We start from the raw sequence: 21,880 nt of genomic DNA, 5'->3' as shown, positions 1-21,880 counted from the left end.
AACTCCGACGGGAGCAAATCCGTGAAAGATTTATTAAAGTTTCTGAAAGCGCAGACTAAAACCGAAGAGTTTGATGCGATCAAAATTGCTCTGGCTTCGCCAGACATGATCCGTTCATGGTCTTTCGGTGAAGTTAAAAAGCCGGAAACCATCAACTACCGTACGTTCAAACCAGAACGTGACGGCCTTTTCTGCGCCCGTATCTTTGGGCCGGTAAAAGATTACGAGTGCCTGTGCGGTAAGTACAAGCGCCTGAAACACCGCGGCGTCATCTGTGAGAAGTGCGGCGTTGAAGTGACCCAGACTAAAGTACGCCGTGAGCGTATGGGTCACATCGAGCTGGCTTCTCCGACTGCGCACATTTGGTTCCTGAAATCGCTGCCGTCCCGTATCGGTCTGCTGCTCGATATGCCGCTGCGTGATATCGAACGCGTACTGTACTTCGAATCCTATGTTGTTATCGAAGGCGGTATGACCAACCTGGAACGTCAACAGATCCTGACTGAAGAACAGTATCTGGATGCGCTGGAAGAGTTCGGTGATGAATTCGACGCGAAGATGGGTGCGGAAGCTATTCAGGCACTGCTGAAGAGCATGGATCTGGAGCAAGAGTGTGAAACTCTGCGTGAAGAGCTGAACGAAACCAACTCCGAAACCAAGCGTAAAAAACTGACCAAGCGTATCAAACTGCTGGAAGCATTCGTTCAGTCTGGTAACAAGCCAGAGTGGATGATCCTGACCGTTCTGCCGGTTCTGCCGCCAGATCTGCGTCCGCTGGTTCCGCTGGATGGTGGTCGTTTCGCGACTTCTGACCTGAACGATCTGTATCGTCGCGTCATTAACCGTAACAACCGTCTGAAACGTCTGCTGGATCTGGCAGCGCCGGACATCATCGTACGTAACGAAAAACGTATGCTGCAGGAAGCGGTTGATGCCCTGCTGGATAACGGTCGTCGCGGTCGTGCGATCACCGGTTCTAACAAGCGTCCTCTGAAATCTTTGGCCGACATGATCAAAGGTAAACAGGGTCGTTTCCGTCAGAACCTGCTCGGTAAACGTGTTGACTACTCCGGTCGTTCTGTAATCACCGTAGGTCCATACCTGCGTCTGCATCAGTGCGGTCTGCCGAAGAAAATGGCGCTGGAGCTGTTCAAACCGTTCATCTACGGCAAGCTGGAACTGCGTGGTCTTGCTACCACCATCAAAGCTGCTAAGAAAATGGTTGAACGTGAAGAAGCTGTCGTTTGGGATATCCTGGACGAAGTTATCCGCGAACACCCGGTACTGCTGAACCGTGCACCGACTCTGCACCGTCTGGGTATCCAGGCATTTGAGCCGGTACTGATCGAAGGTAAAGCTATCCAGCTACACCCGCTGGTTTGTGCGGCATATAACGCCGACTTCGATGGTGACCAGATGGCTGTTCACGTACCGCTGACGCTGGAAGCCCAGCTCGAAGCGCGTGCGCTGATGATGTCTACCAACAACATCCTGTCTCCGGCGAACGGCGAACCAATCATCGTTCCGTCTCAGGACGTTGTGCTGGGTCTGTACTACATGACCCGTGACTGTGTTAACGCCAAAGGCGAAGGCATGGTGCTGACTGGCCCGAAAGAAGCTGAGCGTATTTATCGCGCTGGCCTGGCCTCTCTGCATGCGCGCGTTAAAGTGCGTATCACCGAGTATGAAAAAGATGCTAACGGTGAATTAGTCGCGAAAACCAGCCTGAAAGACACGACCGTTGGCCGTGCCATTCTGTGGATGATTGTACCGAAAGGTCTGCCTTACTCCATCGTCAACCAGGCGCTGGGTAAAAAAGCAATCTCCAAAATGCTGAACACCTGCTACCGCATTCTCGGTCTGAAACCGACCGTTATTTTTGCGGACCAGATCATGTACACCGGCTTTGCATATGCAGCGCGTTCCGGTGCATCTGTTGGTATTGATGACATGGTCATCCCGGAGAAGAAACACGAAATCATCTCCGAGGCAGAAGCAGAAGTTGCTGAAATTCAGGAGCAGTTCCAGTCTGGTCTGGTAACTGCGGGCGAACGCTACAACAAAGTTATCGATATCTGGGCTGCGGCGAACGATCGTGTATCCAAAGCGATGATGGATAACCTGCAAACTGAAACCGTTATTAACCGTGACGGTCAGGAAGAGAAGCAGGTTTCCTTCAACAGCATCTACATGATGGCCGACTCCGGTGCGCGTGGTTCTGCGGCACAGATTCGTCAGCTTGCGGGTATGCGTGGTCTGATGGCGAAGCCGGATGGCTCCATCATCGAAACGCCAATCACCGCGAACTTCCGTGAAGGTCTGAACGTACTCCAGTACTTCATCTCCACCCACGGTGCTCGTAAAGGTCTGGCGGATACCGCACTGAAAACCGCGAACTCCGGTTACCTGACTCGTCGTCTGGTTGACGTCGCGCAGGACCTGGTGGTTACCGAAGATGATTGTGGTACTCATGAAGGTATCATGATGACCCCAGTTATCGAGGGTGGCGACGTTAAAGAGCCGCTGCGCGATCGCGTACTGGGTCGTGTAACTGCTGAAGACGTTCTGAAGCCGGGTACTGCTGACATCCTCGTTCCGCGCAACACACTGCTGCACGAACAGTGGTGTGACCTGCTGGAAGAGAACTCTGTCGACGCGGTTAAAGTTCGTTCTGTTGTATCTTGTGACACCGACTTTGGTGTATGTGCGCACTGCTACGGTCGTGACCTGGCGCGTGGCCACATCATCAATAAAGGTGAAGCTATCGGTGTTATCGCGGCACAGTCCATCGGTGAACCGGGTACACAGTTGACCATGCGTACGTTCCACATCGGTGGTGCGGCATCGCGTGCGGCTGCTGAATCCAGCATCCAGGTGAAAAACAAAGGTAGCATCAAACTCAGCAACGTGAAGTCGGTTGTGAACTCCAGCGGTAAACTGGTTATCACTTCCCGTAACACCGAACTGAAACTGATCGACGAATTTGGTCGTACCAAAGAAAGCTACAAAGTGCCTTACGGTGCGGTACTGGCGAAAGGCGATGGCGAACAGGTTGCTGGCGGCGAAACCGTTGCAAACTGGGATCCGCACACCATGCCAGTTATCACTGAAGTAAGCGGTTTTGTTCGCTTTACTGACATGATCGACGGCCAGACCATTACTCGTCAGACCGACGAATTGACCGGTCTGTCTTCGCTGGTTGTTCTGGATTCTGCAGAGCGTACCGCAGGTGGTAAAGATCTGCGTCCGGCACTGAAAATCGTTGATGCTCAGGGTAACGACGTTCTGATCCCAGGTACTGATATGCCTGCGCAGTACTTCCTGCCGGGTAAAGCGATTGTTCAACTGGAAGATGGCGTACAGATCAGCTCTGGTGACACTCTGGCGCGTATTCCGCAGGAATCTGGCGGTACTAAAGACATCACCGGTGGTCTGCCGCGCGTTGCAGACCTGTTTGAAGCTCGTCGTCCGAAAGAGCCGGCAATCCTGGCTGAAATCAGCGGTGTCGTTTCCTTCGGTAAAGAAACCAAAGGCAAACGTCGTCTGGTTATCACCCCGGTAGACGGCAGCGAACCGTACGAAGAGATGATTCCGAAATGGCGTCAGCTCAACGTGTTCGAAGGTGAACGTGTAGAACGTGGTGACGTTATTTCCGACGGTCCGGAAGCACCGCACGACATTCTGCGTCTGCGTGGTGTTCATGCTGTTACTCGTTACATCGTTAACGAAGTACAGGACGTATACCGTCTGCAGGGCGTTAAGATTAACGATAAACACATCGAAGTTATCGTTCGTCAGATGCTGCGTAAAGCCACCATCGTTAACGCAGGTAGCTCCGACTTCCTAGAAGGCGAACAGGTTGAATACTCTCGCGTCAAGATCGCAAACCGCGAACTGGAAGCGAACGGCAAAGTGGGGGCAACTTACTCCCGCGATCTGCTGGGTATCACCAAAGCGTCTCTGGCAACCGAGTCCTTCATCTCTGCAGCATCGTTCCAGGAAACTACACGTGTCCTGACCGAAGCCGCTGTTGCAGGTAAACGTGATGAACTGCGCGGTCTGAAAGAGAACGTTATCGTTGGTCGTCTGATCCCAGCCGGTACGGGTTATGCGTATCACCAGGATCGTATGCGCCGCCGTGCCGCAGGTGAGGCTCCGGCTGCACCGCAGGTGACTGCAGAAGACGCATCTGCCAGCCTGGCAGAACTGCTGAACGCAGGTCTGGGTGGTTCTGACAACGAGTAATCGTTAATCCACAAATAACTTAAAAACCCGCTTCGGCGGGTTTTTTTATGGGTTTAGTTCAGAATTCATATAGTTAACCAGAAATATTAAGAAAGGCAGGGCGAAACGAGGAAGAAGCTTTTCGCCCTGGACAACATTCCTGCTGACGGCACTACCATAAAAAAACGGAAGACTTTCAACAAGTTTCCGTTTTCCATCTTTCGTAACTGCTCGGAATAAATTTATGCTCTTACATTCAGTCTCAAAACCGTTGCGAGGCGCGTCCCAGATAGCTGTCCCAGTCTTTCCATACCGGCTGCAAGCCCTGGGCGGTCAACGCGGCGGCAACAACTTCTGGCCTGCGATCGTCGTGCGGTGAGAATTGTTCCAGTTCAGGGTGACCGTCGGCATAGCCACCTGGCTGCGTTTTCGAGAAGGCGCTGACGTTATTTATTGCCAGCGGAATAACGCGATCGCGAAACCACGGTGATTCCCGCGTGGAGAGTGAGAGTTCAATCTCCGGCGCAAACAGGCGGAAGGAGCAGATGGTTTGCACTAGCTGGCGTTCATCCATAATCGACGCTGGTTCAATGCCGCCAGTACATGGCCGCAACCGTGGGAAGGAGACAGAGTAGCGGCTTTGCCAGTAATGCTGTTGCAGCCACAGCAAATGCTCGGCAACCATGTAGCAGTCAACGCGCCAGTTGTCGGAAAGGCCGATTAGCGCGCCAAGGCCTATCTTATCAATCCCCGCACGACCCAGTCGGTCTGGTGTTTCCAGTCGCCAGAAGAAGTCCTGTTTTTTCCCTTTCAGATGATGGCGGGCATACGTCGCCTCGTGATATGTCTCCTGATAAACCATTACCCCATCCAGACCAAGTTGCTTTAACTTGGCGTATTCCGCTTCTGTCAGTGGTTGTACTTCCATCTGTAGCGAAGAGAACTGTTCACGCAGGATAGGAAGGTGGCGACGAAAGTAATCCATCCCTACTTTCGCCTGATGTTCACCGGTGACCAGCAACAGATGCTCAAAGCCCATTGCCTTAATAGCGGCGCTTTCCCTGGCGATGTCTGCTTCATCCAGCGTTTTGCGCTTGATGCGATTGCTCATGGAAAATCCACAATAGGTGCAGTCGTTAGCACAAAGATTAGAAAGATAGAGCGGGACGTAGAAGTTGACGGTATTGCCAAATCGTTGGCGTGTCAGACGTTGCGCCCGTTGGGCCAGTGGTTCCAGATAATCACTGGCGGCAGGCGAGAGCAATGCCATCATGTCGTCGCGGGTAAGTGACGGCGCATTTAGCGCCCGCTCTACGTCAGCGGCCGTTTTACTGTTGATGCGCAGACGGATGTCGTCCCAGTCCAGTTCTCGCCAGCGATTGCTGAAGGTTTTCATGCTGAAACCTCCAGAAATCCGGTCAGTGGGCTGGTGGCATGAGCAAAGCTACTTCGGCTGCCAGGCCCAGCCTGACGCGCCAGCAGGCCAGCTTCTACTGCCAGACGAAATGCTTTTGCCATGTTGATGGGATCGTCCGCGACGGCAATCGCTGTATTTACTAATACGGCGTCGGCCCCCATTTCCAGCGCCTGCGCGGCATGACTCGGAACGCCGATGCCCGCATCAACCACCACCGGAACCGTGGCTTGCTGGATAATAATCTCCAGCATGGCGCGGGTTTCCAGTCCCTGATTAGAGCCAATTGGTGCGCCGAGCGGCATTACCGCCGCGCAACCGACTTCTTCCAGACGTTTGCACAATACCGGATCGGCACTGCAGTAGGGCAGCACGACAAACCCCTGCTGCACCAGTGTTTCGGCAGCTTTCAGGGTTTCGATGGGATCGGGCAACAACCAGCGGGCGTCAGGGTGAATCTCCAACTTCAGCCAGTGTGTGCCTAACGCCTCACGTGCCAGGTGAGCAGCGAAAATGGCTTCTTCTGCTGTTTTCGCCCCGGAAGTATTCGGCAGCAGCGTCATACCCGCAGCGATAAGCGGATCGAGGATAGCGTCGTTGTGCTGGCGCAAGTCGACGCGTTTCATTGCCAGCGTCACCAGTTGACTGCCGGAAGCGCGGATCGCCTCCACCATCAGTTGCGAAGAGGCGAATTTCCCGGTGCCGGTAAACAGATGTGAATCAAACGTTTTGTCCGCAATACGTAACATCTCATCCCCCTGCAATAACCTGAAAAAGCAGGATCTGGTCGCCATCCTGCACGATATGTTGCGCCCATTGCTCGCGCGGGACGATTTGTTGATTAATCGCCAGCGCTGCGCCCGCTTGTTGTTGATTGAGTTGCTCCAGCAGCTCGTGAACAGTTTGTCCGGCGGCGAACTGCATCGGTTGATCGTTAAACAGGATCTGCATTGCATCCTCCACATACAGGGCATTCTGTGGCGCGGCGCAACGCCAGGCTGCGCCACTGGTTCGATTTACCGTCGAACAAACGGAGTTCTCCCGCAGGTGTCTCTATATCGCTTAATAACTTAATTGCTTCCAGTGCCTGCAAAGTACCCATAACCCCGACCACCGGGCCAACCACGCCCGCCGTGCGGCAGTTGCGTTCAGGCTCCAGGTTATCCGGCCACAGACAGCGATAACACCCCTGTTCCCAGGGCGGCGTCAGTACCATCAACTGACCACCAAAACCGACCGCGCTGGCGGTGATAAGCGGCGTGTTGAGTGCCACGCAGGCGGCGTTAATCTCCTGGCGAGTCGCCATATTGTCGGTACAGTCGAGCACCACATCGGCTTGTGCTACCGCATCTTTTAAGGCATGACCCGTTAGCCGTTGTTGTAATGCCATCAGTTGAATATCGGGATTCAATTGCGTCAGTCGCTGTTGGCAGACCTGCGATTTCGGGCGGTCGATATCTTCAGTGGTAAAGAGGATTTGCCGCTGCAGATTACTCAAATGCACATCGTCGTCATCTGCCAGCACCAGAGTTCCGATACCAGCGCCAGCCAGGTACAGCGCAGCAGGCGTACCCAGCCCGCCAAGGCCGATAATCAGCACCTGGCTGTCGAGCAGTTTTTGCTGGCCTTCAATGGCGATGTCATCGAGCAGGATTTGGCGGCTATAACGCATAAAATCACGGTCATTCATCGCCAACTCCTGCAATTTCCAACAACTGAGCTGTTGCCGCACGCCAGTCTGTCGCCTGGGTAATGGCACTGACGACGGCGATGCTACCGACACCCGTCGCCATCACCGCAGGTGCGCGCGCCAGACTGATACCACCAATCGCCACGGTGGGATAATCAGCCAGGCGCTCAATGTGCCGAGCCAGTTGCGCCAGCCCCTGCGGCGCGGAAGGCATCTGTTTGGTTTGCGTGGGGAACACATGCCCCAGTGCGATATAAGAAGGGCGTGCTGCCAGCGCGACGTCGATTTCCATGTCATCATGGGTCGAAACGCCCAGCCGCAGGCCTGCCGCGCGGATAGCGGCGAGATCGGTGGATTGCAAATCTTCCTGCCCCAGATGGACACCATACGCCTGATGCCTGATCGCCAGTTGCCAGTAATCGTTGATAAACAGTCGTGCGTTATAGCGGTGACCCAGTTCAATTGCCGCTACGACATCAGCTTCCACCTCTTCATCGCGCTGATCTTTAATGCGTAGCTGGAGGGTGCGCACGCCCGCGTCCAGCATGCGTTCGATCCACTGCACACTGTCCACTACTGGATACAGCCCTAAACGAAAAGGTACACGAGGAAAATCAGGCTGATACATCATGCTTCCTCCTTACGCAGGTAGATTTCTCCGCCTCTGGCGCGGAAGTTCTCCGACATATCCGCCATTCCTACTTCAATGGTTTGCGCGGCGGCATAATCGCGCACTTCCTGGCTGATTTTCATCGAGCAGAATTTCGGTCCACACATCGAGCAGAAATGGGCGACCTTGCCAGACTCTTGCGGCAGGGTTTCATCGTGGTAAGCGCGGGCGGTAAACGGATCGAGGGCCAGATTAAACTGGTCTTCCCAGCGAAATTCGAAACGGGCTTTCGACATGGCGTTATCGCGAATTTGTGCGCCCGGATGCCCCTTTGCCAGGTCGGCGGCGTGGGCGGCAATCTTATAGGTGATAAGTCCCTGCTTAACGTCTTCTTTATTGGGCAGACCCAGGTGCTCTTTTGGCGTTACGTAGCAGAGCATCGCGCAGCCAAACCAGCCAATCATCGCTGCGCCAATCCCCGAAGTGAAATGGTCATAGCCCGGCGCAATGTCGGTAGTCAGCGGCCCGAGGGTATAGAACGGTGCTTCGTGGCAGTGCTCTAACTCCTCGGTCATATTGCGGCGAATCATTTGCATCGGCACATGCCCGGGGCCTTCAATCATCACCTGCACGTCATACTCCCAGGCGATTTTGGTCAGTTCGCCCAGCGTATGCAGCTCGGCAAACTGTGCTTCATCGTTAGCATCCTGAATCGAACCGGGACGCAGGCCATCGCCCAGCGACAGCGAAACGTCATAAGCGGCGCAGATTTCACAAATTTCGCGGAAGTGTTGATAGAGGAAGTTTTCCTGATGATGGGAGAGGCACCATTTCGCCATAATCGAACCGCCGCGCGACACAATACCGGTCAGACGTTTAGCGGTCATTGGCACGTAGCGCAGGAGAACGCCCGCATGAATCGTGAAGTAATCTACACCTTGCTCGGCCTGTTCCAGCAGCGTGTCTCGGAACGTTTCCCAGGTAAGATCTTCAGCGATCCCGTTAACCTTTTCCAGCGCCTGATAGATCGGCACAGTACCGATCGGCACCGGGCTGTTGCGCAAAATCCACTCGCGGGTTTCGTGAATATAGCGACCGGTAGAGAGATCCATCACAGTATCCGCTCCCCAGCGCGTGGACCACACCAGTTTTTCCACTTCTTCTTCAATGGAAGAGGTGACCGCTGAGTTGCCGATATTGGCATTCACTTTCACCAGAAAGTTGCGACCAATGATCATTGGCTCAGATTCCGGATGATTGATATTGGCGGGGATAATGGCGCGTCCGGCAGCGACTTCGTCACGGACAAACTCCGCGGTGATATTTTCCGGCAGGCGAGCGCCAAAGCTCATACCCGGATGCTGGTGGCGCAAAACTTCGCTACGGATGCGCTCGCGCCCCATGTTCTCGCGAATGGCGATGAACTCCATCTCCGGCGTGATGATGCCCCGGCGGGCGTAGTGTAACTGCGTAACGCGATGGCCTGCTTTGGCGCGTTTTGGCGTTAATACGCCGCTAAAACGCAATTCATCGAGGCCATCATCCGCCAGTCGCGCTTTAGTGTAATCGGAACTGCGAACGGTGAGTGCTTCAGTGTCGCCGCGTGCATCGATCCACGGCTGGCGCAGTTTTGCCAGCCCTTGCTGTACGTTAATCGCGATTTGCGGGTCGCCATACGGGCCGGAGGTATCGTAGACCGGAATCGCTTCATTTTCTTCGTACTGTGGCTGTTCTTTGCTGCCGCCGATTAGCGTCGGGCTAAGCTGGATCTCACGCATCGGCACGCGCACGCCAGGATGTGTGCCGGTGATGTAAATCCGTTTTGAGTTGGGAAAGGCGGTGCCTTCCAGGGTATCGATAAAATGTTGGGCCTGGGCGCGTTGCTCGCGGCGGGTCAGTTTTGTTGCAGACATAGCTCATTCCAAAAGTTAAGGACGTGGCTTGTCAGACGACGGATGAAGCAAGAGATGATCGCCGCAAAGGCGATGCAATAGCAGATTAACTCTTGTTCCCTTCGCAGGTATTAGCCTGATCAGGTTCCGCGGATCCCGAATGAACGGTCTCAGCCAGTTAAGGCACTCCGACAAGAAATTAGCCCCGCAAACGGGGCGTTGAATGTAAATTACGCGTTAACAGCGCATAACTCAAGCAAGATGTTTGAGGCGGGCAGCGTCAAGCACCAGCAGAATTAGCTTATCTTCCAGCACAAAGCGTGCTTCCAGCGCTTCACCGATGTCAGATAAAACCTGTTGAAACTCAAGATAATTATCATGATCTATGGCGGTTTCCAGACTGGAATCGTAGTAATCCATAATCTGCTGCGTGTTGGCTTCCAGTTGCGGCCAAATCTTCGCGGCGCGAGCGAGCTGCCCGTTGCCTTCCAGTTTATGCAGAATGCGCTCATAAATACTGAAATGCCCGGCAGAAAGGTAATCGACCAGACTCTGGCAAAAATCATCAAGGGCTTTTTCGTTTAGCCTCATGTACGATTCTTTGCCAGGCTTAATGCCAACCAAATTGTAGTAAGCCACGAGCAGATGCTTACGTACATGTAGCCAGCGATCAACCAGTTTGTTACTTCCTCTGACGTGTTCCGTCAGGTTATCGAGCTGGTTAAGCATGATTGACTCCGCAAGTTTGTCTTCAAAAACTGCTCAGTGAGAATGTAAAAAACATGTTAAACATGCCAGTGAAGCAAAGGTAGTGCAAGAGCTATGGATCGTATAATTGAAAAATTAGATCACGGTTGGTGGATAGTCAGCCATGAGCAAAAATTATGGTTGCCGAAGGGAGAATTGCCATATGGCAAAGCGGCAAATTTTGATCTTGTGGGTCAGCGCGCACTGCAGATAGGCGAATGGCAAGGAGAACCTGTTTGGCTGGTACAACAGCAGCGTCGCCATGATATGGGCTCGGTGCGCCAGGTTATTGATCTGGACGTCGGGCTGTTTCAATTAGCCGGACGCGGCGTGCAACTGGCGGAGTTTTACCGTTCGCATAAATACTGCGGATATTGCGGGCATGAAATGTACCCAAGCAAAACCGAATGGGCGATGCTGTGCAGCCACTGCCGTGAGCGTTACTACCCACAAATCGCTCCCTGCATTATCGTTGCCATCCGTCGCGATGATTCGATCCTACTTGCCCAGCATACCCGGCATCGTAACGGTGTCCATACGGTACTCGCCGGATTTGTCGAAGTCGGAGAAACCCTCGAACAGGCGGTCGCGAGGGAAGTGATGGAAGAGAGTGGCATCAAAGTCAGGAATTTGCGTTATGTGACCTCTCAGCCGTGGCCGTTTCCTCAGTCGCTGATGACTGCGTTTATGGCGGAGTATGACAGTGGTGACATCGTGATTGATCCGAAAGAACTGCTGGAGGCGAACTGGTATCGCTACGACGATTTACCATTATTGCCACCACCGGGCACTGTGGCGCGCCGTCTGATAGAAGATACGGTGGCGATGTGTCGGGCAGAGTATGAGTGATGATACACTGACCGCCTGACGCACTAAGGAACAGCCAAAATGACCGAACTCAAAAACGATCGTTATCTGCGGGCGCTGCTGCGCCAGCCCGTTGATGTCACTCCAGTATGGATGATGCGCCAGGCGGGTCGCTACCTACCGGAATATAAAGCTACTCGCGCTCAGGCGGGCGATTTTATGTCGTTGTGCAAAAACGCCGAGCTGGCGTGCGAAGTCACCTTGCAGCCGCTACGTCGCTATCCGCTGGACGCGGCGATTCTGTTTTCCGATATTCTCACCGTTCCGGATGCAATGGGGTTAGGACTCTATTTTGAAGCCGGAGAAGGCCCGCGATTCACCTCGCCAGTCACCTGTAAAGCAGACGTCGATAAACTGCCGATTCCGGATCCGGAAGATGAACTGGGTTACGTGATGAACGCAGTACGTACCATTCGTCGCGAACTGAAAGGCGAAGTACCACTAATTGGTTTTTCCGGCAGCCCGTGGACGCTGGCGACCTACATGGTGGAAGGCGGTAGTAGCAAAGCTTTCACCGTGATCAAAAAAATGATGTATGCCGATCCGCAAGCGCTGCATGCGCTACTCGATAAATTGGCGAAAAGCGTCACCCTGTACCTGAACGCGCAAATCAAAGCCGGTGCGCAGGCGGTGATGATTTTCGACACCTGGGGCGGCGTGCTCACCGGACGTGACTATCAACAGTTCTCGCTCTACTACATGCATAAAATTGTCGATGGGTTGCTGCGTGAAAACGACGGCCGCCGTGTGCCGGTAACACTGTTTACCAAAGGCGGTGGACAGTGGCTGGAAGCGATGGCGGAAACTGGTTGCGATGCGCTGGGTCTCGACTGGACAACGGATATCGCTGATGCGCGCCGCCGCGTGGGTAATAAAGTCGCGTTGCAGGGCAATATGGACCCATCGATGCTGTATGCGCCGCCAGCCCGCATTGAAGAAGAAGTGGCGACAATTCTTGCCGGTTTCGGTCATGGTGAAGGTCATGTCTTCAACCTTGGTCACGGCATTCACCAGGATGTACCGCCAGAACATGCCGGTGTCTTTGTGGAGGCAGTACATCGGTTGTCCGAACAGTACCACCGTTAAGGAGTGATTATGGATCTCGCGTCATTACGCGCTCAACAACTTGAACTGGCCTCTTCTGTGATCCGCGAGGATCGACTCGATAAAGATCCTCCGGATCTGATCGCCGGAGCCGATGTTGGGTTTGAGCAGGGCGGAGATGTGACGCGAGCGGCAATAGTGCTGCTGAAATATCCCACTCTTGAGCTGGTGGAGTATAAAGTGGCTCGCATCGCCACCACCATGCCTTACATTCCTGGTTTTCTTTCCTTCCGCGAATATCCTGCGCTGCTGGCAGCGTGGGAGATGCTGTCGCAAAAACCGGATTTAGTGTTTGTCGACGGTCATGGGATCTCGCATCCGCGTCGTCTTGGCGTCGCCAGTCATTTTGGCTTATTAGTCGATGTGCCAACCATTGGCGTGGCGAAAAAACGGCTATGCGGTAAATTCGAACCACTCTCCAGCGAACCGGGCGCGCTGTCGCCGTTGATGGACAAAGGCGAGCAACTGGCCTGGGTCTGGCGTAGCAAAGCGCGCTGTAATCCGCTGTTTATTGCTACTGGTCATCGGATCAGCGTGGATAGCGCGCTGGCGTGGGTACAACGCTGCATGAAAGGCTATCGTCTGCCAGAACCAACGCGCTGGGCGGATGCTGTGGCCTCGGAACGTCCGGCGTTCGTGCGCTATACAGCAAATCAGCCCTAATTCAGGTAAACTGCGGATAATTTCCGTATTTGAGAACTCAACATGTTACAAAACCCGATTCATCTGCGTCTGGAGCGCCTGGAAAGCTGGCAGCACGTTACTTTTATGGCCTGCTTATGCGAACGCATGTACCCCAATTACGCCATGTTCTGCCAGCAAACCGGCTTCGGTGATGGGCAGATTTACCGTCGCATTCTTGATCTCATCTGGGAAACGCTGACTGTCAAAGACGCAAAAGTGAATTTCGACAGTCAACTGGAGAAATTTGAGGAAGCTATCCCTTCAGCAGATGATTTCGATCTGTACGGTGTTTATCCGGCAATCGATGCCTGCGTGGCGTTAAGTGAACTGGTTCATTCGCGTTTGAGTGGCGAAACACTGGAACACGCTGTGGAAGTCAGTAAGACTTCCATCACCACCGTTGCGATGCTGGAAATGACCCAGGCTGGTCGCGAAATGAGCGATGAAGAGCTGAAAGAAAACCCGGCCGTTGAGCAAGAATGGGACATTCAGTGGGAAATATTCCGACTTTTAGCCGAGTGCGAAGAACGCGACATTGAGCTGATAAAAGGCCTTAGGGCAGACCTGCGTGAGGCGGGTGAGAGCAATATTGGTATAATTTTTCAGCAATAAGACCAGAAAACGTGAATTAACGCCTGATTTGTCGTACCTGGAGTCTTCCCTTTCGCCCCCCGTCTGGTCTACATTTGGGGGGCGAAAAAAAGTGGCTATCGGTGCGTGTATGCAGGAGAGTGCTATTCTGGCATTTCCGTCGCACTCGATGCTTAGCAAGCGATAAACACATTGTAAGGATAACTTATGAACAAGACTCAACTGATTGATGTAATTGCAGAGAAAGCAGAACTGTCCAAAACCCAGGCTAAAGCTGCTCTGGAGTCCACTCTGGCTGCAATTACTGAGTCTCTGAAAGAAGGCGATGCTGTACAACTGGTTGGTTTCGGAACCTTCAAAGTGAACCACCGCGCTGAGCGTACTGGCCGCAACCCGCAGACCGGTAAAGAAATCAAAATCGCCGCAGCTAACGTACCGGCATTTGTTTCTGGCAAGGCACTGAAAGACGCAGTTAAGTAAGATTGCGTGGCAGTGAACAGTTTTAACGAAGGGGTGGTTTCACCCCTTTTGTCTTTCTGGCGTCGCACATTGATGCTGGCAGGCGTGCTGTTTCTCTCTGCCTGTAGCCACAACTCTTCACTTCCCCCTTTTACCGCCAGTGGGTTTGCCGAAGACCAGGGTGCAGTGCGCATCTGGCGAAAAGACAGCGGCGATAATATCCATCTGCTTGCCGTGTTCAGTCCGTGGCGCAATGGCGATACCACTACCCGTGAATACCGCTGGCAGGGCGATAACCTCACGCTTATCAATATCAACGTTTACAGCAAACCGCCGGTGAATATCCGCGCACGCTTTGACGAGCGCGGTGACCTGAGCTTTATGCAACGTGAATCCGACGGGCAAAAGCAGCAGCTTTCTAACGATCAAATCGATTTATACCGTTATCGTGCAGACCAGATCCGCCAGATTAGCGACGCCTTACGTCAGGGGAGAGTGGTACTGCGTCAGGGACGCTGGCATGCGATGGAACAGACTGTGACTACCTGCGAAGGGCAAACCATTAAGCCTGATTTAGATTCGCAGGCGATAGCGCATATCGAGCGCCGCCAGAGCCGCTCTTCTGTTGATGTGAGCGTGGCATGGCTGGAAGCGCCCGAGGGTTCACAATTACTGTTAGTGGCAAACTCTGATTTTTGTCGCTGGCAACCCAACGAGAAGACGTTCTGATTTACCAGTGGCCCATACCCATATGGCCGTCACCACCTCCGCAGCCACCGTAACCCATGCCCATTCCGACACCGCGTGGAATACCCGCTTCAGCCATCGCAATATCCCGTTTAACTCGCAATTCATCTAATGACTGACGTAAAGTCTCCATCTCTTTGGCGACTGCGTTAATTTTGCTGCTATCCGGTGGATTAGCGGCTAACAGGGCGTTGTATTCATAACGCTTCGTCACCAGTTGTTGTTGCAGCGCGCTGCTTTGGGCGTAAAAGTCATTATGGATTTTCTGCCACGCAGTTCGTTGTTCGCTGGTCAAAGGCGCTGCATTTTGCTGCCACATACTGTGTCCGCCGTGGGCAAATGCAGTTGTTGAGCCTATCGCCATTGCTGAAAACGCCATCATCACCAGGGCAATCTTCGTGTTCCGTTTCATGGTTAATCCTCCAGTGGTTGTCTTACTTTACGTATTGCATCTTTCGTGCCAACGATGAAACACCGATGTAACGGGCAATCTGGCGCGGTTAGCGAGTAAAAATGACCCGATTGTGGTGGGTAGCGAGTCATTTTTACTCATTGAAAGATAAGCGTTTGTGTTACAGCGCAGGGTAGGGGGCAATAAAAGATGGCATGATTTGTGCTGTCAAAAAGGGATGAACAGGCAAAGAAGATGCGTTTTATGCAACGTTCTAAAGACACATTAGCCAAATGGTTAAGCGCGATCCTCCCCGTAGTCATTGTTGGGCTGGTGGGATTGTTTGCGGTGACGGTGATTCGCGATTATGGGCGGGCAAGCGAGGCTGACCGCCAGGCATTACTGGAAAAAGGTAATGTGCTCATTCGCGCTCTGGAGTCAGGAAGTCGCGTAGGGATGGGGATGCGAATGCACCATGTGCAGCAACAGGCACTTCTGGAAGAGATGGCAGGCCAGCCAGGGGTGTTGTGGTTTGCGGTCACCGATGCGCAGGGCATTATCATTCTTCACAGTGACCCAGAAATGGTCGGGCGTGCACTCTATTCGCCTGATGAAATGCGGCAGTTAAAGCCAGAGGAAAACTCCCGCTGGCGACTGCTTGAGGACGCGGAAAAAACGCCTGCGCTTGAGGTCTATCGTTTGTTTCAGCCCATGTCAGCCTCCTGGAGGCATGGGATGCATAATATGCCGCGCTGTAACGGCAAACCTGAGCCACAGGCAGATGCACAACAGGCTATTTTTATCGCTGTTGATGCCAGTGATCTGGTTGCAACCCAGATTGGGGAGAAGCGCAATACCCTGATTATTCTCTTTGCTCTGGCGACGGTATTGCTGGCGAGCGTGTTGTCATTCTTCTGGTATCGCCGTTACCTTCGCTCGCGCCAGTTATTGCAGGATGAAATGAAGCGCAAAGAGAAGCTGGTGGCGCTGGGGCATCTGGCGGCAGGCGTCGCCCACGAAATCCGTAACCCACTTTCATCGATTAAAGGACTGGCGAAATATTTTGCCGAGCGCACGCCCGCGGGGGGCGAAGCGCATCAACTGGCGCAGGTGATGGCGAAAGAAGCCGACCGTTTGAATCGCGTGGTGAGCGAACTGCTGGAACTGGTCAAGCCAACGCACCTTGCTTTGCAGGCGGTGGAGCTCAATACCCTGATTAACCATTCATTACAACTGGTGAGCCAGGACGCTCAGAGTCGTGAGATACAGTTGTGCTTTAACGCTAACAACGGGTTGCCGGAAATTCAGGCCGACCCGGACAGACTGACTCAGGTACTGTTAAATCTTTATCTCAATGCTATTCAGGCTATTGGTGAGCATGGCGTGATTAGTGTGACGGCAAGTGAAAGCGGCAATGGCGTGAAAATTAACGTTACCGACAGCGGTAAGGGAATTGCGGCAGATCAACTGGAGGCTATCTTCACCCCGTACTTCACCACCAAAGCCGAAGGCACCGGGCTGGGGCTGGCGGTTGTGCATAATATTGTTGAACAACACGGTGGTACAATTCAGGTCGCCAGCCAGGAGGGGAAAGGTGCAACATTCACCCTCTGGCTTCCGGTGAATATTAATCGTAAGGACCCACAAGGATGAAGCACGATAACATCGATATTCTGGTGGTGGATGATGACATTAGCCACTGCACCATCTTGCAGGCATTGCTACGTGGCTGGGGCTATAACGTCGCGCTGGCGAACAGCGGGCGACAGGCGCTGGAGCAGGTGCGGGAACAGGTTTTTGATCTTGTGCTTTGCGATGTGCGAATGGCGGAGATGGACGGCATCGCCACGCTGAAAGAGATTAAAGCGTTAAATCCGGCAATTCCGGTGCTGATTATGACCGCTTACTCCAGCGTCGAGACGGCGGTAGAAGCGCTGAAAACCGGGGCACTGGATTATCTCATCAAGCCGCTGGATTTCGATAACTTGCAGGCAACGCTGGAAAAGGCGCTTGCTCATACGCAGATTGTCGCTTCTGAAACGCCTACCGTGCTAGCCAGCCAGTTTGGGATGGTTGGGAAAAGCCCGGCGATGCAACACTTACTCAGTGAAATAGCCCTCGTCGCACCATCGGAAGCCACGGTGTTGATCCACGGCGATTCTGGCACCGGCAAAGAGTTGGTTGCCAGAGCAATTCACGCCAGTAGCGCACGTAGTGAAAAACCGCTGGTAACGCTCAACTGTGCGGCACTCAACGAATCCTTACTGGAGTCCGAATTGTTCGGTCATGAAAAAGGGGCGTTTACCGGTGCCGATAAACGGCGGGAAGGGCGCTTTGTTGAGGCGGACGGCGGCACGTTGTTTCTCGATGAAATTGGCGATATTTCTCCAATGATGCAGGTTCGTCTGCTGCGTGCCATTCAGGAGCGTGAAGTCCAGCGTGTTGGCAGCAACCAGACTATTTCTGTCGATGTCCGGCTGATTGCCGCGACCCATCGCGATCTTGCCGCAGAGGTGAATGCCGGGCGTTTTCGCCAGGATCTCTACTATCGACTGAACGTGGTGGCGATTGAAGTGCCGGCGCTACGTCAACGGCGGGAAGATATTCCTCTGTTGGCAGATCATTTTCTGCAGCGCTTTGCTGAACGTAATCGCAAGGCGGTAAAAGGCTTTACGCCGCAGGCGATGGATCTGCTAATTCACTACGACTGGCCGGGGAATATTCGTGAACTGGAAAACGCAGTGGAACGGGCGGTGGTGCTACTGACCGGGGAATATATTTCCGAACGCGAGCTGCCGCTGGCGATTGCCAGTACGTCGATTCCGCTGGTGCAAAGTCAGGATATTCAGCCGCTGGTGGAAGTGGAAAAGGAGGTGATTCTGGCGGCGCTGGAGAAAACGGGCGGCAACAAAACCGAAGCCGCCCGCCAGTTAGGGATCACGCGCAAAACGCTATTGGCAAAACTGTCGCGTTAGTTCTGCTCGCGTTCGATGGCGCGCCAGCCGATATCTTTCCGGCAGAAGCAATCATCCCAGTGGATATCGGTCATTAAGGCATAAGCGCGTTTCTGCGCTTCTGCCACGGTATGACCCAGCGCGGTGACGCACAGTACGCGCCCGCCGCTGGTGATCACCTGCTCGTCATCTGCCAGTTTCGTACCCGCATGGAACACTTTGCCGTCTTCCACTTCTTCCAGCGGCAGGCCGTGGATCACATCGCCGGTGCGGTAATCCCCTGGATATCCACCCGCAGCCATCACCACGCCGAGAGAAGCACGTTCATCCCACTCGGACGTTTTCTCGTCCAGCTTGCCTTCACAGGCCGCCAGGCAGAGTTCAACCAGATCGGACTTCATGCGCAGCATAATCGGCTGGGTTTCCGGATCGCCAAAGCGGCAGTTAAACTCGATAACCTTCGGATTACCCTGTTTGTCGATCATCAAACCCGCGTAGAGAAAACCGGTGTAGGTGTTGCCTTCCGCCGCCATGCCTTTTACGGTTGGCCAGATGATGCGTTCCATCGTGCGCTGATGAACTTCATCGGTCACAACTGGCGCAGGAGAGTAAGCACCCATCCCGCCGGTGTTCGGCCCGGTATCTTTATCGCCTACGCGTTTGTGATCCTGGCTGGTGGCCATTGGCAGCACATGTTCGCCGTCCACCATCACGATAAAGCTCGCTTCTTCGCCGTCGAGGAACTCTTCGATCACAATGCGATGACCCGCGTCGCCAAAAGCGTTGCCCGCCAGCATATCGTGAACAGCCGCTTCAGCTTCTTCCAGTGTCATCGCCACGATAACACCTTTCCCGGCGGCCAGACCGTCCGCTTTGATAACGATCGGTGCGCCTTTCTCACGCAGATACGCTAATGCAGGTTCTACTTCGGTGAAGTTCTGGTATTCCGCCGTAGGGATCTTATGGCGGGCCAGGAAATCTTTAGTAAATGCTTTCGAGCCTTCCAGTTGTGCGGCACCTGCGGTTGGGCCGAAGATTTTCAGCCCAGCGGCGCGGAAGGTATCAACCACGCCTTTCACCAGCGGTGCTTCCGGGCCGACGATGGTTAGGTCGATCTTTTCGTTTTGCGCGAAATCCAGCAGCGCCGGGATATCGGTCACGCCGATAGCGACGTTTTGCAGCGCAGGTTCCAGCGCCGTTCCCGCATTACCTGGTGCGACAAATACGGTCTCAACCAGCGGCGATTGCGCCGCTTTCCAGGCCAGCGCGTGTTCGCGCCCGCCGTTACCAATCACTAATACTTTCATCTGTCGCTCCATTAATGGCGGAAGTGGCGCATGTCGGTGAAGAGCATCGCAATACCGTGCTCGTCGGCGGCAGCAATCACTTCGTCATCACGGATAGAACCGCCAGGCTGGATTACGCAGGTCACGCCCGCAGCGGCGGCGGCATCAATACCGTCGCGGAACGGGAAGAACGCGTCAGAAGCCATCGAGGAACCTTTCACTTCCAGACCTTCATCGGCGGCTTTAATACCGGCGATTTTCGCGGAGTACACGCGGCTCATCTGGCCCGCGCCAATCCCGATGGTCATATTGTTTTTGGCATAGACGATGGCGTTGGATTTCACGAACTTCGCCACCTTCCAGCAGAACAGCGCATCACGTAGTTCCTGCTCGGTCGGCTGGCGTTTAGTCACCACGCGCAGTTCTTCTGCGCCAACCATGCCCAGATCGCGATCCTGAACCAGCAAACCGCCATTCACGCGTTTGAAATCGAGGCCCGGAACACGCTCGCCCCACTGACCACAGGTCAGGACGCGCACGTTCTGTTTGGCGGCGGTGATTTTCAGGGCTTCTTCGCTGGCGGACGGCGCAATGATCACTTCAACAAACTGACGGGAGATAATAGCCTGCGCGGTTTCAGCATCCAGCTCACGGTTAAAAGCGATAATGCCGCCGAATGCGGAGGTTGGGTCGGTTTTATACGCGCGATCGTAAGCATCAAGGATCGTGCTGCTGATGGCGACACCGCAGGGGTTAGCGTGCTTCACAATCACACAGGCTGGCTCCGCAAATTCTTTCACGCATTCCAGCGCCGCATCGGTATCAGCGATGTTGTTATAGGAAAGGGCTTTACCCTGAACCTGGATTGCGGTGGCAACGGAGGCTTCTTTCACATTCTCTTCTATATAGAAGGCAGCTTGCTGGTGGCTGTTTTCACCGTAGCGCATATCCTGCTTCTTAATGAAGTTCAGGTTAAGTGTGCGCGGGAAGCGGCCAGCCGCTTCTTTACTCTCGCCGTGATAAGCCGGAACCATGCTACCGAAGTAGTTGGCGATCATGCTGTCATAGGCGGCGGTATGTTCGAAGGCTTTGATGGCGAGGTCGAAACGGGTATCGAGAGTCAGAGAACCTTCGTTGGCATCCATCTCTTCAATAATAGCGTCATAGTCGCTGCTCTTAACAACGATAGCGACATCTCTATGATTCTTGGCGGCGGAGCGCACCATGGTTGGGCCGCCGATATCGATGTTCTCAACCGCATCTTCCAGTGAGCAGCCTTCACGGGCCACGGTCTGGGCGAATGGGTACAGGTTAACGACCACCATATCGATAGGTTGGATCTGATGTTCTTCCATAATGGCATCGTCCTGACCGCGACGGCCCAGAATACCGCCGTGCACTTTTGGATGCAGGGTCTTCACGCGTCCATCCATCATCTCCGGGAAACCGGTGTAATCGGAAACTTCGGTCACCGGCAGGCCTTTTTCTGCTAACAGACGGGCAGTGCCCCCTGTCGACAGCAGCTCCACACCGCGTGCAGAAAGTGCCTGGGCGAATTCGACGATACCGGCTTTGTCAGAAACACTGAGCAGAGCGCGGCGGACTGGACGACGTTGTTGCATGGTAAATCCCCTGGATTTGACTATTACAGAGAGCGTTAGCTGAATTTTTCGCAAAAAACTCAGCTAACGCCCCTAACGGGGCATCTTTATTTTTCGCCCGCATTGTAACGAAAACGTTTGCGCAACGCTCGCGAATTTTTTTGTTTCGATGGTGATCTCGATTTTGATTGCCATTAGCGGTTCAGGAATACAGAAATAACGCTGATGATTGTGGATAACTCTGTGTGTAAAAAGGTATAAAGCGGGGTTTTGCTGGGGAATGCAGCAGTCAGTCATTTTTTTGCAATTTTTCTATTGCGGCCTACGGAGAACACCCTATAATGCGCCTCCATCGACACGGCGGATGTGAATCACTTCACACAAACAGCCGGTTCGGTTGAAGAGAAAAAATCCTGAAATTCGGGGTTGACTCTGAAAGAGGAAAGCGTAATATACGCCACCTCGCGACAGTGAGCTGAAAGCCGCGTCGCAACTGCTCTTTAACAATTTATCAGACAATCTGTGTGGGCACTCGAAGATACGGATTCTTAACGTCGCAAGACGCTAAATGAATACCAAGTCTCAAGAGTGAACACGTAATTCATTACGAAGTTTAATT

General features: G+C 53.6%; 19 protein-coding genes and 1 riboswitch. Of the genes, 9 read left to right on the top strand and 10 right to left on the bottom strand.

The annotated features are described in order from the left end of the window. Positions 1-21: 21 nt before the first annotated feature. Positions 22-4,245: a DNA-directed RNA polymerase subunit beta' gene (rpoC, locus tag C0K55_RS23930; RefSeq protein WP_000653962.1), complete on the top strand. Its 4,224-nt coding sequence runs from the start codon at positions 22-24 to the stop codon at positions 4,243-4,245. A 241-nt stretch (positions 4,246-4,486) separates the two neighbouring features. Here rpoC and thiH read toward each other — a convergent pair whose 3' ends face one another. The 7 genes from thiH to C0K55_RS23890 all read right to left on the bottom strand — a co-directional run bounded on the left by thiH (position 4,487) and on the right by C0K55_RS23890 (position 10,559). Further along, positions 4,487-5,620, bottom strand: a complete 1,134-nt coding sequence (gene thiH, locus C0K55_RS23920) for a 2-iminoacetate synthase ThiH (protein WP_105266745.1) — start codon at positions 5,618-5,620, stop codon at positions 4,487-4,489. Then, positions 5,617-6,387 (bottom strand): thiazole synthase, encoded by a 771-nt coding sequence (gene thiG, locus C0K55_RS23915; protein ID WP_001517535.1) that lies wholly within the window; start codon positions 6,385-6,387, stop codon positions 5,617-5,619. The genes thiH and thiG overlap by 4 nt, the downstream gene beginning before the upstream one ends. A gap of 1 nt (position 6,388) precedes the next feature. Further along, positions 6,389-6,589 carry a sulfur carrier protein ThiS gene (gene thiS, locus C0K55_RS23910; RefSeq protein ID WP_001166252.1) on the bottom strand — a complete coding sequence of 67 codons (201 nt, stop codon included), beginning with the start codon at positions 6,587-6,589 and terminating at the stop codon, positions 6,389-6,391. Continuing rightward, positions 6,573-7,328 (bottom strand): thiazole biosynthesis adenylyltransferase ThiF, encoded by a 756-nt coding sequence (gene thiF, locus C0K55_RS23905; protein WP_001517536.1) that lies wholly within the window; start codon positions 7,326-7,328, stop codon positions 6,573-6,575. Before thiF ends, thiS begins: the two co-directional genes overlap by 17 nt. Next, positions 7,321-7,956: a thiamine phosphate synthase gene (thiE, locus tag C0K55_RS23900; RefSeq protein WP_024191932.1), complete on the bottom strand. Its 636-nt coding sequence runs from the start codon at positions 7,954-7,956 to the stop codon at positions 7,321-7,323. The genes thiF and thiE overlap by 8 nt, the downstream gene beginning before the upstream one ends. Next, positions 7,956-9,851 carry a phosphomethylpyrimidine synthase ThiC gene (gene thiC / locus C0K55_RS23895; RefSeq protein WP_001517538.1) on the bottom strand — a complete coding sequence of 632 codons (1,896 nt, stop codon included), beginning with the start codon at positions 9,849-9,851 and terminating at the stop codon, positions 7,956-7,958. Before thiC ends, thiE begins: the two co-directional genes overlap by 1 nt. 79 nt (positions 9,852-9,930) lie before the next feature. Continuing rightward, positions 9,931-10,031, bottom strand: a riboswitch (TPP riboswitch). A gap of 51 nt (positions 10,032-10,082) precedes the next feature. Beyond that, a complete protein-coding gene (locus tag C0K55_RS23890; RefSeq protein ID WP_000934291.1) occupies positions 10,083-10,559 on the bottom strand; it encodes an Rsd/AlgQ family anti-sigma factor in 477 nt (158 codons plus the stop codon). A gap of 93 nt (positions 10,560-10,652) precedes the next feature. Between C0K55_RS23890 and nudC the strand changes: the two genes are divergently transcribed. From nudC to C0K55_RS23860, 6 genes are all read left to right on the top strand, one after another. After that, positions 10,653-11,426 carry an NAD(+) diphosphatase gene (gene nudC, locus C0K55_RS23885; RefSeq protein ID WP_000373924.1) on the top strand — a complete coding sequence of 258 codons (774 nt, stop codon included), beginning with the start codon at positions 10,653-10,655 and terminating at the stop codon, positions 11,424-11,426. Positions 11,427-11,465: 39 nt separating this feature from the next. Then, positions 11,466-12,530, top strand: a complete 1,065-nt coding sequence (gene hemE / locus C0K55_RS23880; protein ID WP_000137657.1) for a uroporphyrinogen decarboxylase — start codon at positions 11,466-11,468, stop codon at positions 12,528-12,530. A 9-nt stretch (positions 12,531-12,539) separates the two neighbouring features. Next, on the top strand, positions 12,540-13,211 hold the full coding sequence (gene nfi / locus C0K55_RS23875; RefSeq protein ID WP_000362400.1) for a deoxyribonuclease V: 672 nt from the start codon (positions 12,540-12,542) through the stop codon (positions 13,209-13,211). Positions 13,212-13,253: 42 nt separating this feature from the next. Next, positions 13,254-13,844: a YjaG family protein gene (locus C0K55_RS23870; RefSeq protein WP_000940106.1), complete on the top strand. Its 591-nt coding sequence runs from the start codon at positions 13,254-13,256 to the stop codon at positions 13,842-13,844. A gap of 186 nt (positions 13,845-14,030) precedes the next feature. Then, positions 14,031-14,303, top strand: a complete 273-nt coding sequence (gene hupA / locus C0K55_RS23865; protein WP_001044513.1) for a nucleoid-associated protein HU-alpha — start codon at positions 14,031-14,033, stop codon at positions 14,301-14,303. A gap of 12 nt (positions 14,304-14,315) precedes the next feature. Next, positions 14,316-15,011: a DUF1481 domain-containing protein gene (locus tag C0K55_RS23860; RefSeq protein ID WP_010375907.1), complete on the top strand. Its 696-nt coding sequence runs from the start codon at positions 14,316-14,318 to the stop codon at positions 15,009-15,011. Between the two features lies 1 nt (position 15,012). On the opposite strand, the gene zraP is transcribed toward C0K55_RS23860, so the two are convergent. Further along, complete coding sequence (gene zraP, locus C0K55_RS23855) at positions 15,013-15,441, bottom strand: zinc resistance sensor/chaperone ZraP (RefSeq protein WP_105266746.1); 429 nt, start codon at positions 15,439-15,441, stop codon at positions 15,013-15,015. Between the two features lie 234 nt (positions 15,442-15,675). On the opposite strand from zraP, the gene zraS reads away from it, so the two are divergent. Both zraS and zraR read left to right on the top strand, forming a co-directional pair. After that, on the top strand, positions 15,676-17,073 hold the full coding sequence (zraS, locus tag C0K55_RS23845) for a two-component system sensor histidine kinase ZraS (RefSeq protein WP_001211947.1): 1,398 nt from the start codon (positions 15,676-15,678) through the stop codon (positions 17,071-17,073). Continuing rightward, on the top strand, positions 17,070-18,395 hold the full coding sequence (zraR, locus tag C0K55_RS23840) for a sigma-54-dependent response regulator transcription factor ZraR (protein WP_000679878.1): 1,326 nt from the start codon (positions 17,070-17,072) through the stop codon (positions 18,393-18,395). The genes zraS and zraR overlap by 4 nt, the downstream gene beginning before the upstream one ends. Here the strand turns inward: zraR and purD are convergent. Both purD and purH read right to left on the bottom strand, forming a co-directional pair. Further along, on the bottom strand, positions 18,392-19,681 hold the full coding sequence (gene purD, locus C0K55_RS23835; protein WP_001517541.1) for a phosphoribosylamine--glycine ligase: 1,290 nt from the start codon (positions 19,679-19,681) through the stop codon (positions 18,392-18,394). The two genes, zraR and purD, sit on opposite strands and share 4 nt — an antisense overlap. 11 nt (positions 19,682-19,692) lie before the next feature. After that, on the bottom strand, positions 19,693-21,282 hold the full coding sequence (purH, locus tag C0K55_RS23830) for a bifunctional phosphoribosylaminoimidazolecarboxamide formyltransferase/IMP cyclohydrolase (protein WP_085449481.1): 1,590 nt from the start codon (positions 21,280-21,282) through the stop codon (positions 19,693-19,695). Between the last annotated feature and the right edge of the window lie 598 nt (positions 21,283-21,880).

Origin of the sequence: Escherichia sp. MOD1-EC6098 (assembly GCF_002965865.1) — a bacterium.
In the GTDB taxonomy this organism is placed as follows: Bacteria; Pseudomonadota; Gammaproteobacteria; order Enterobacterales; family Enterobacteriaceae; genus Escherichia; species Escherichia marmotae.
This window is presented reverse-complemented; position numbering and strand designations above follow the sequence as displayed.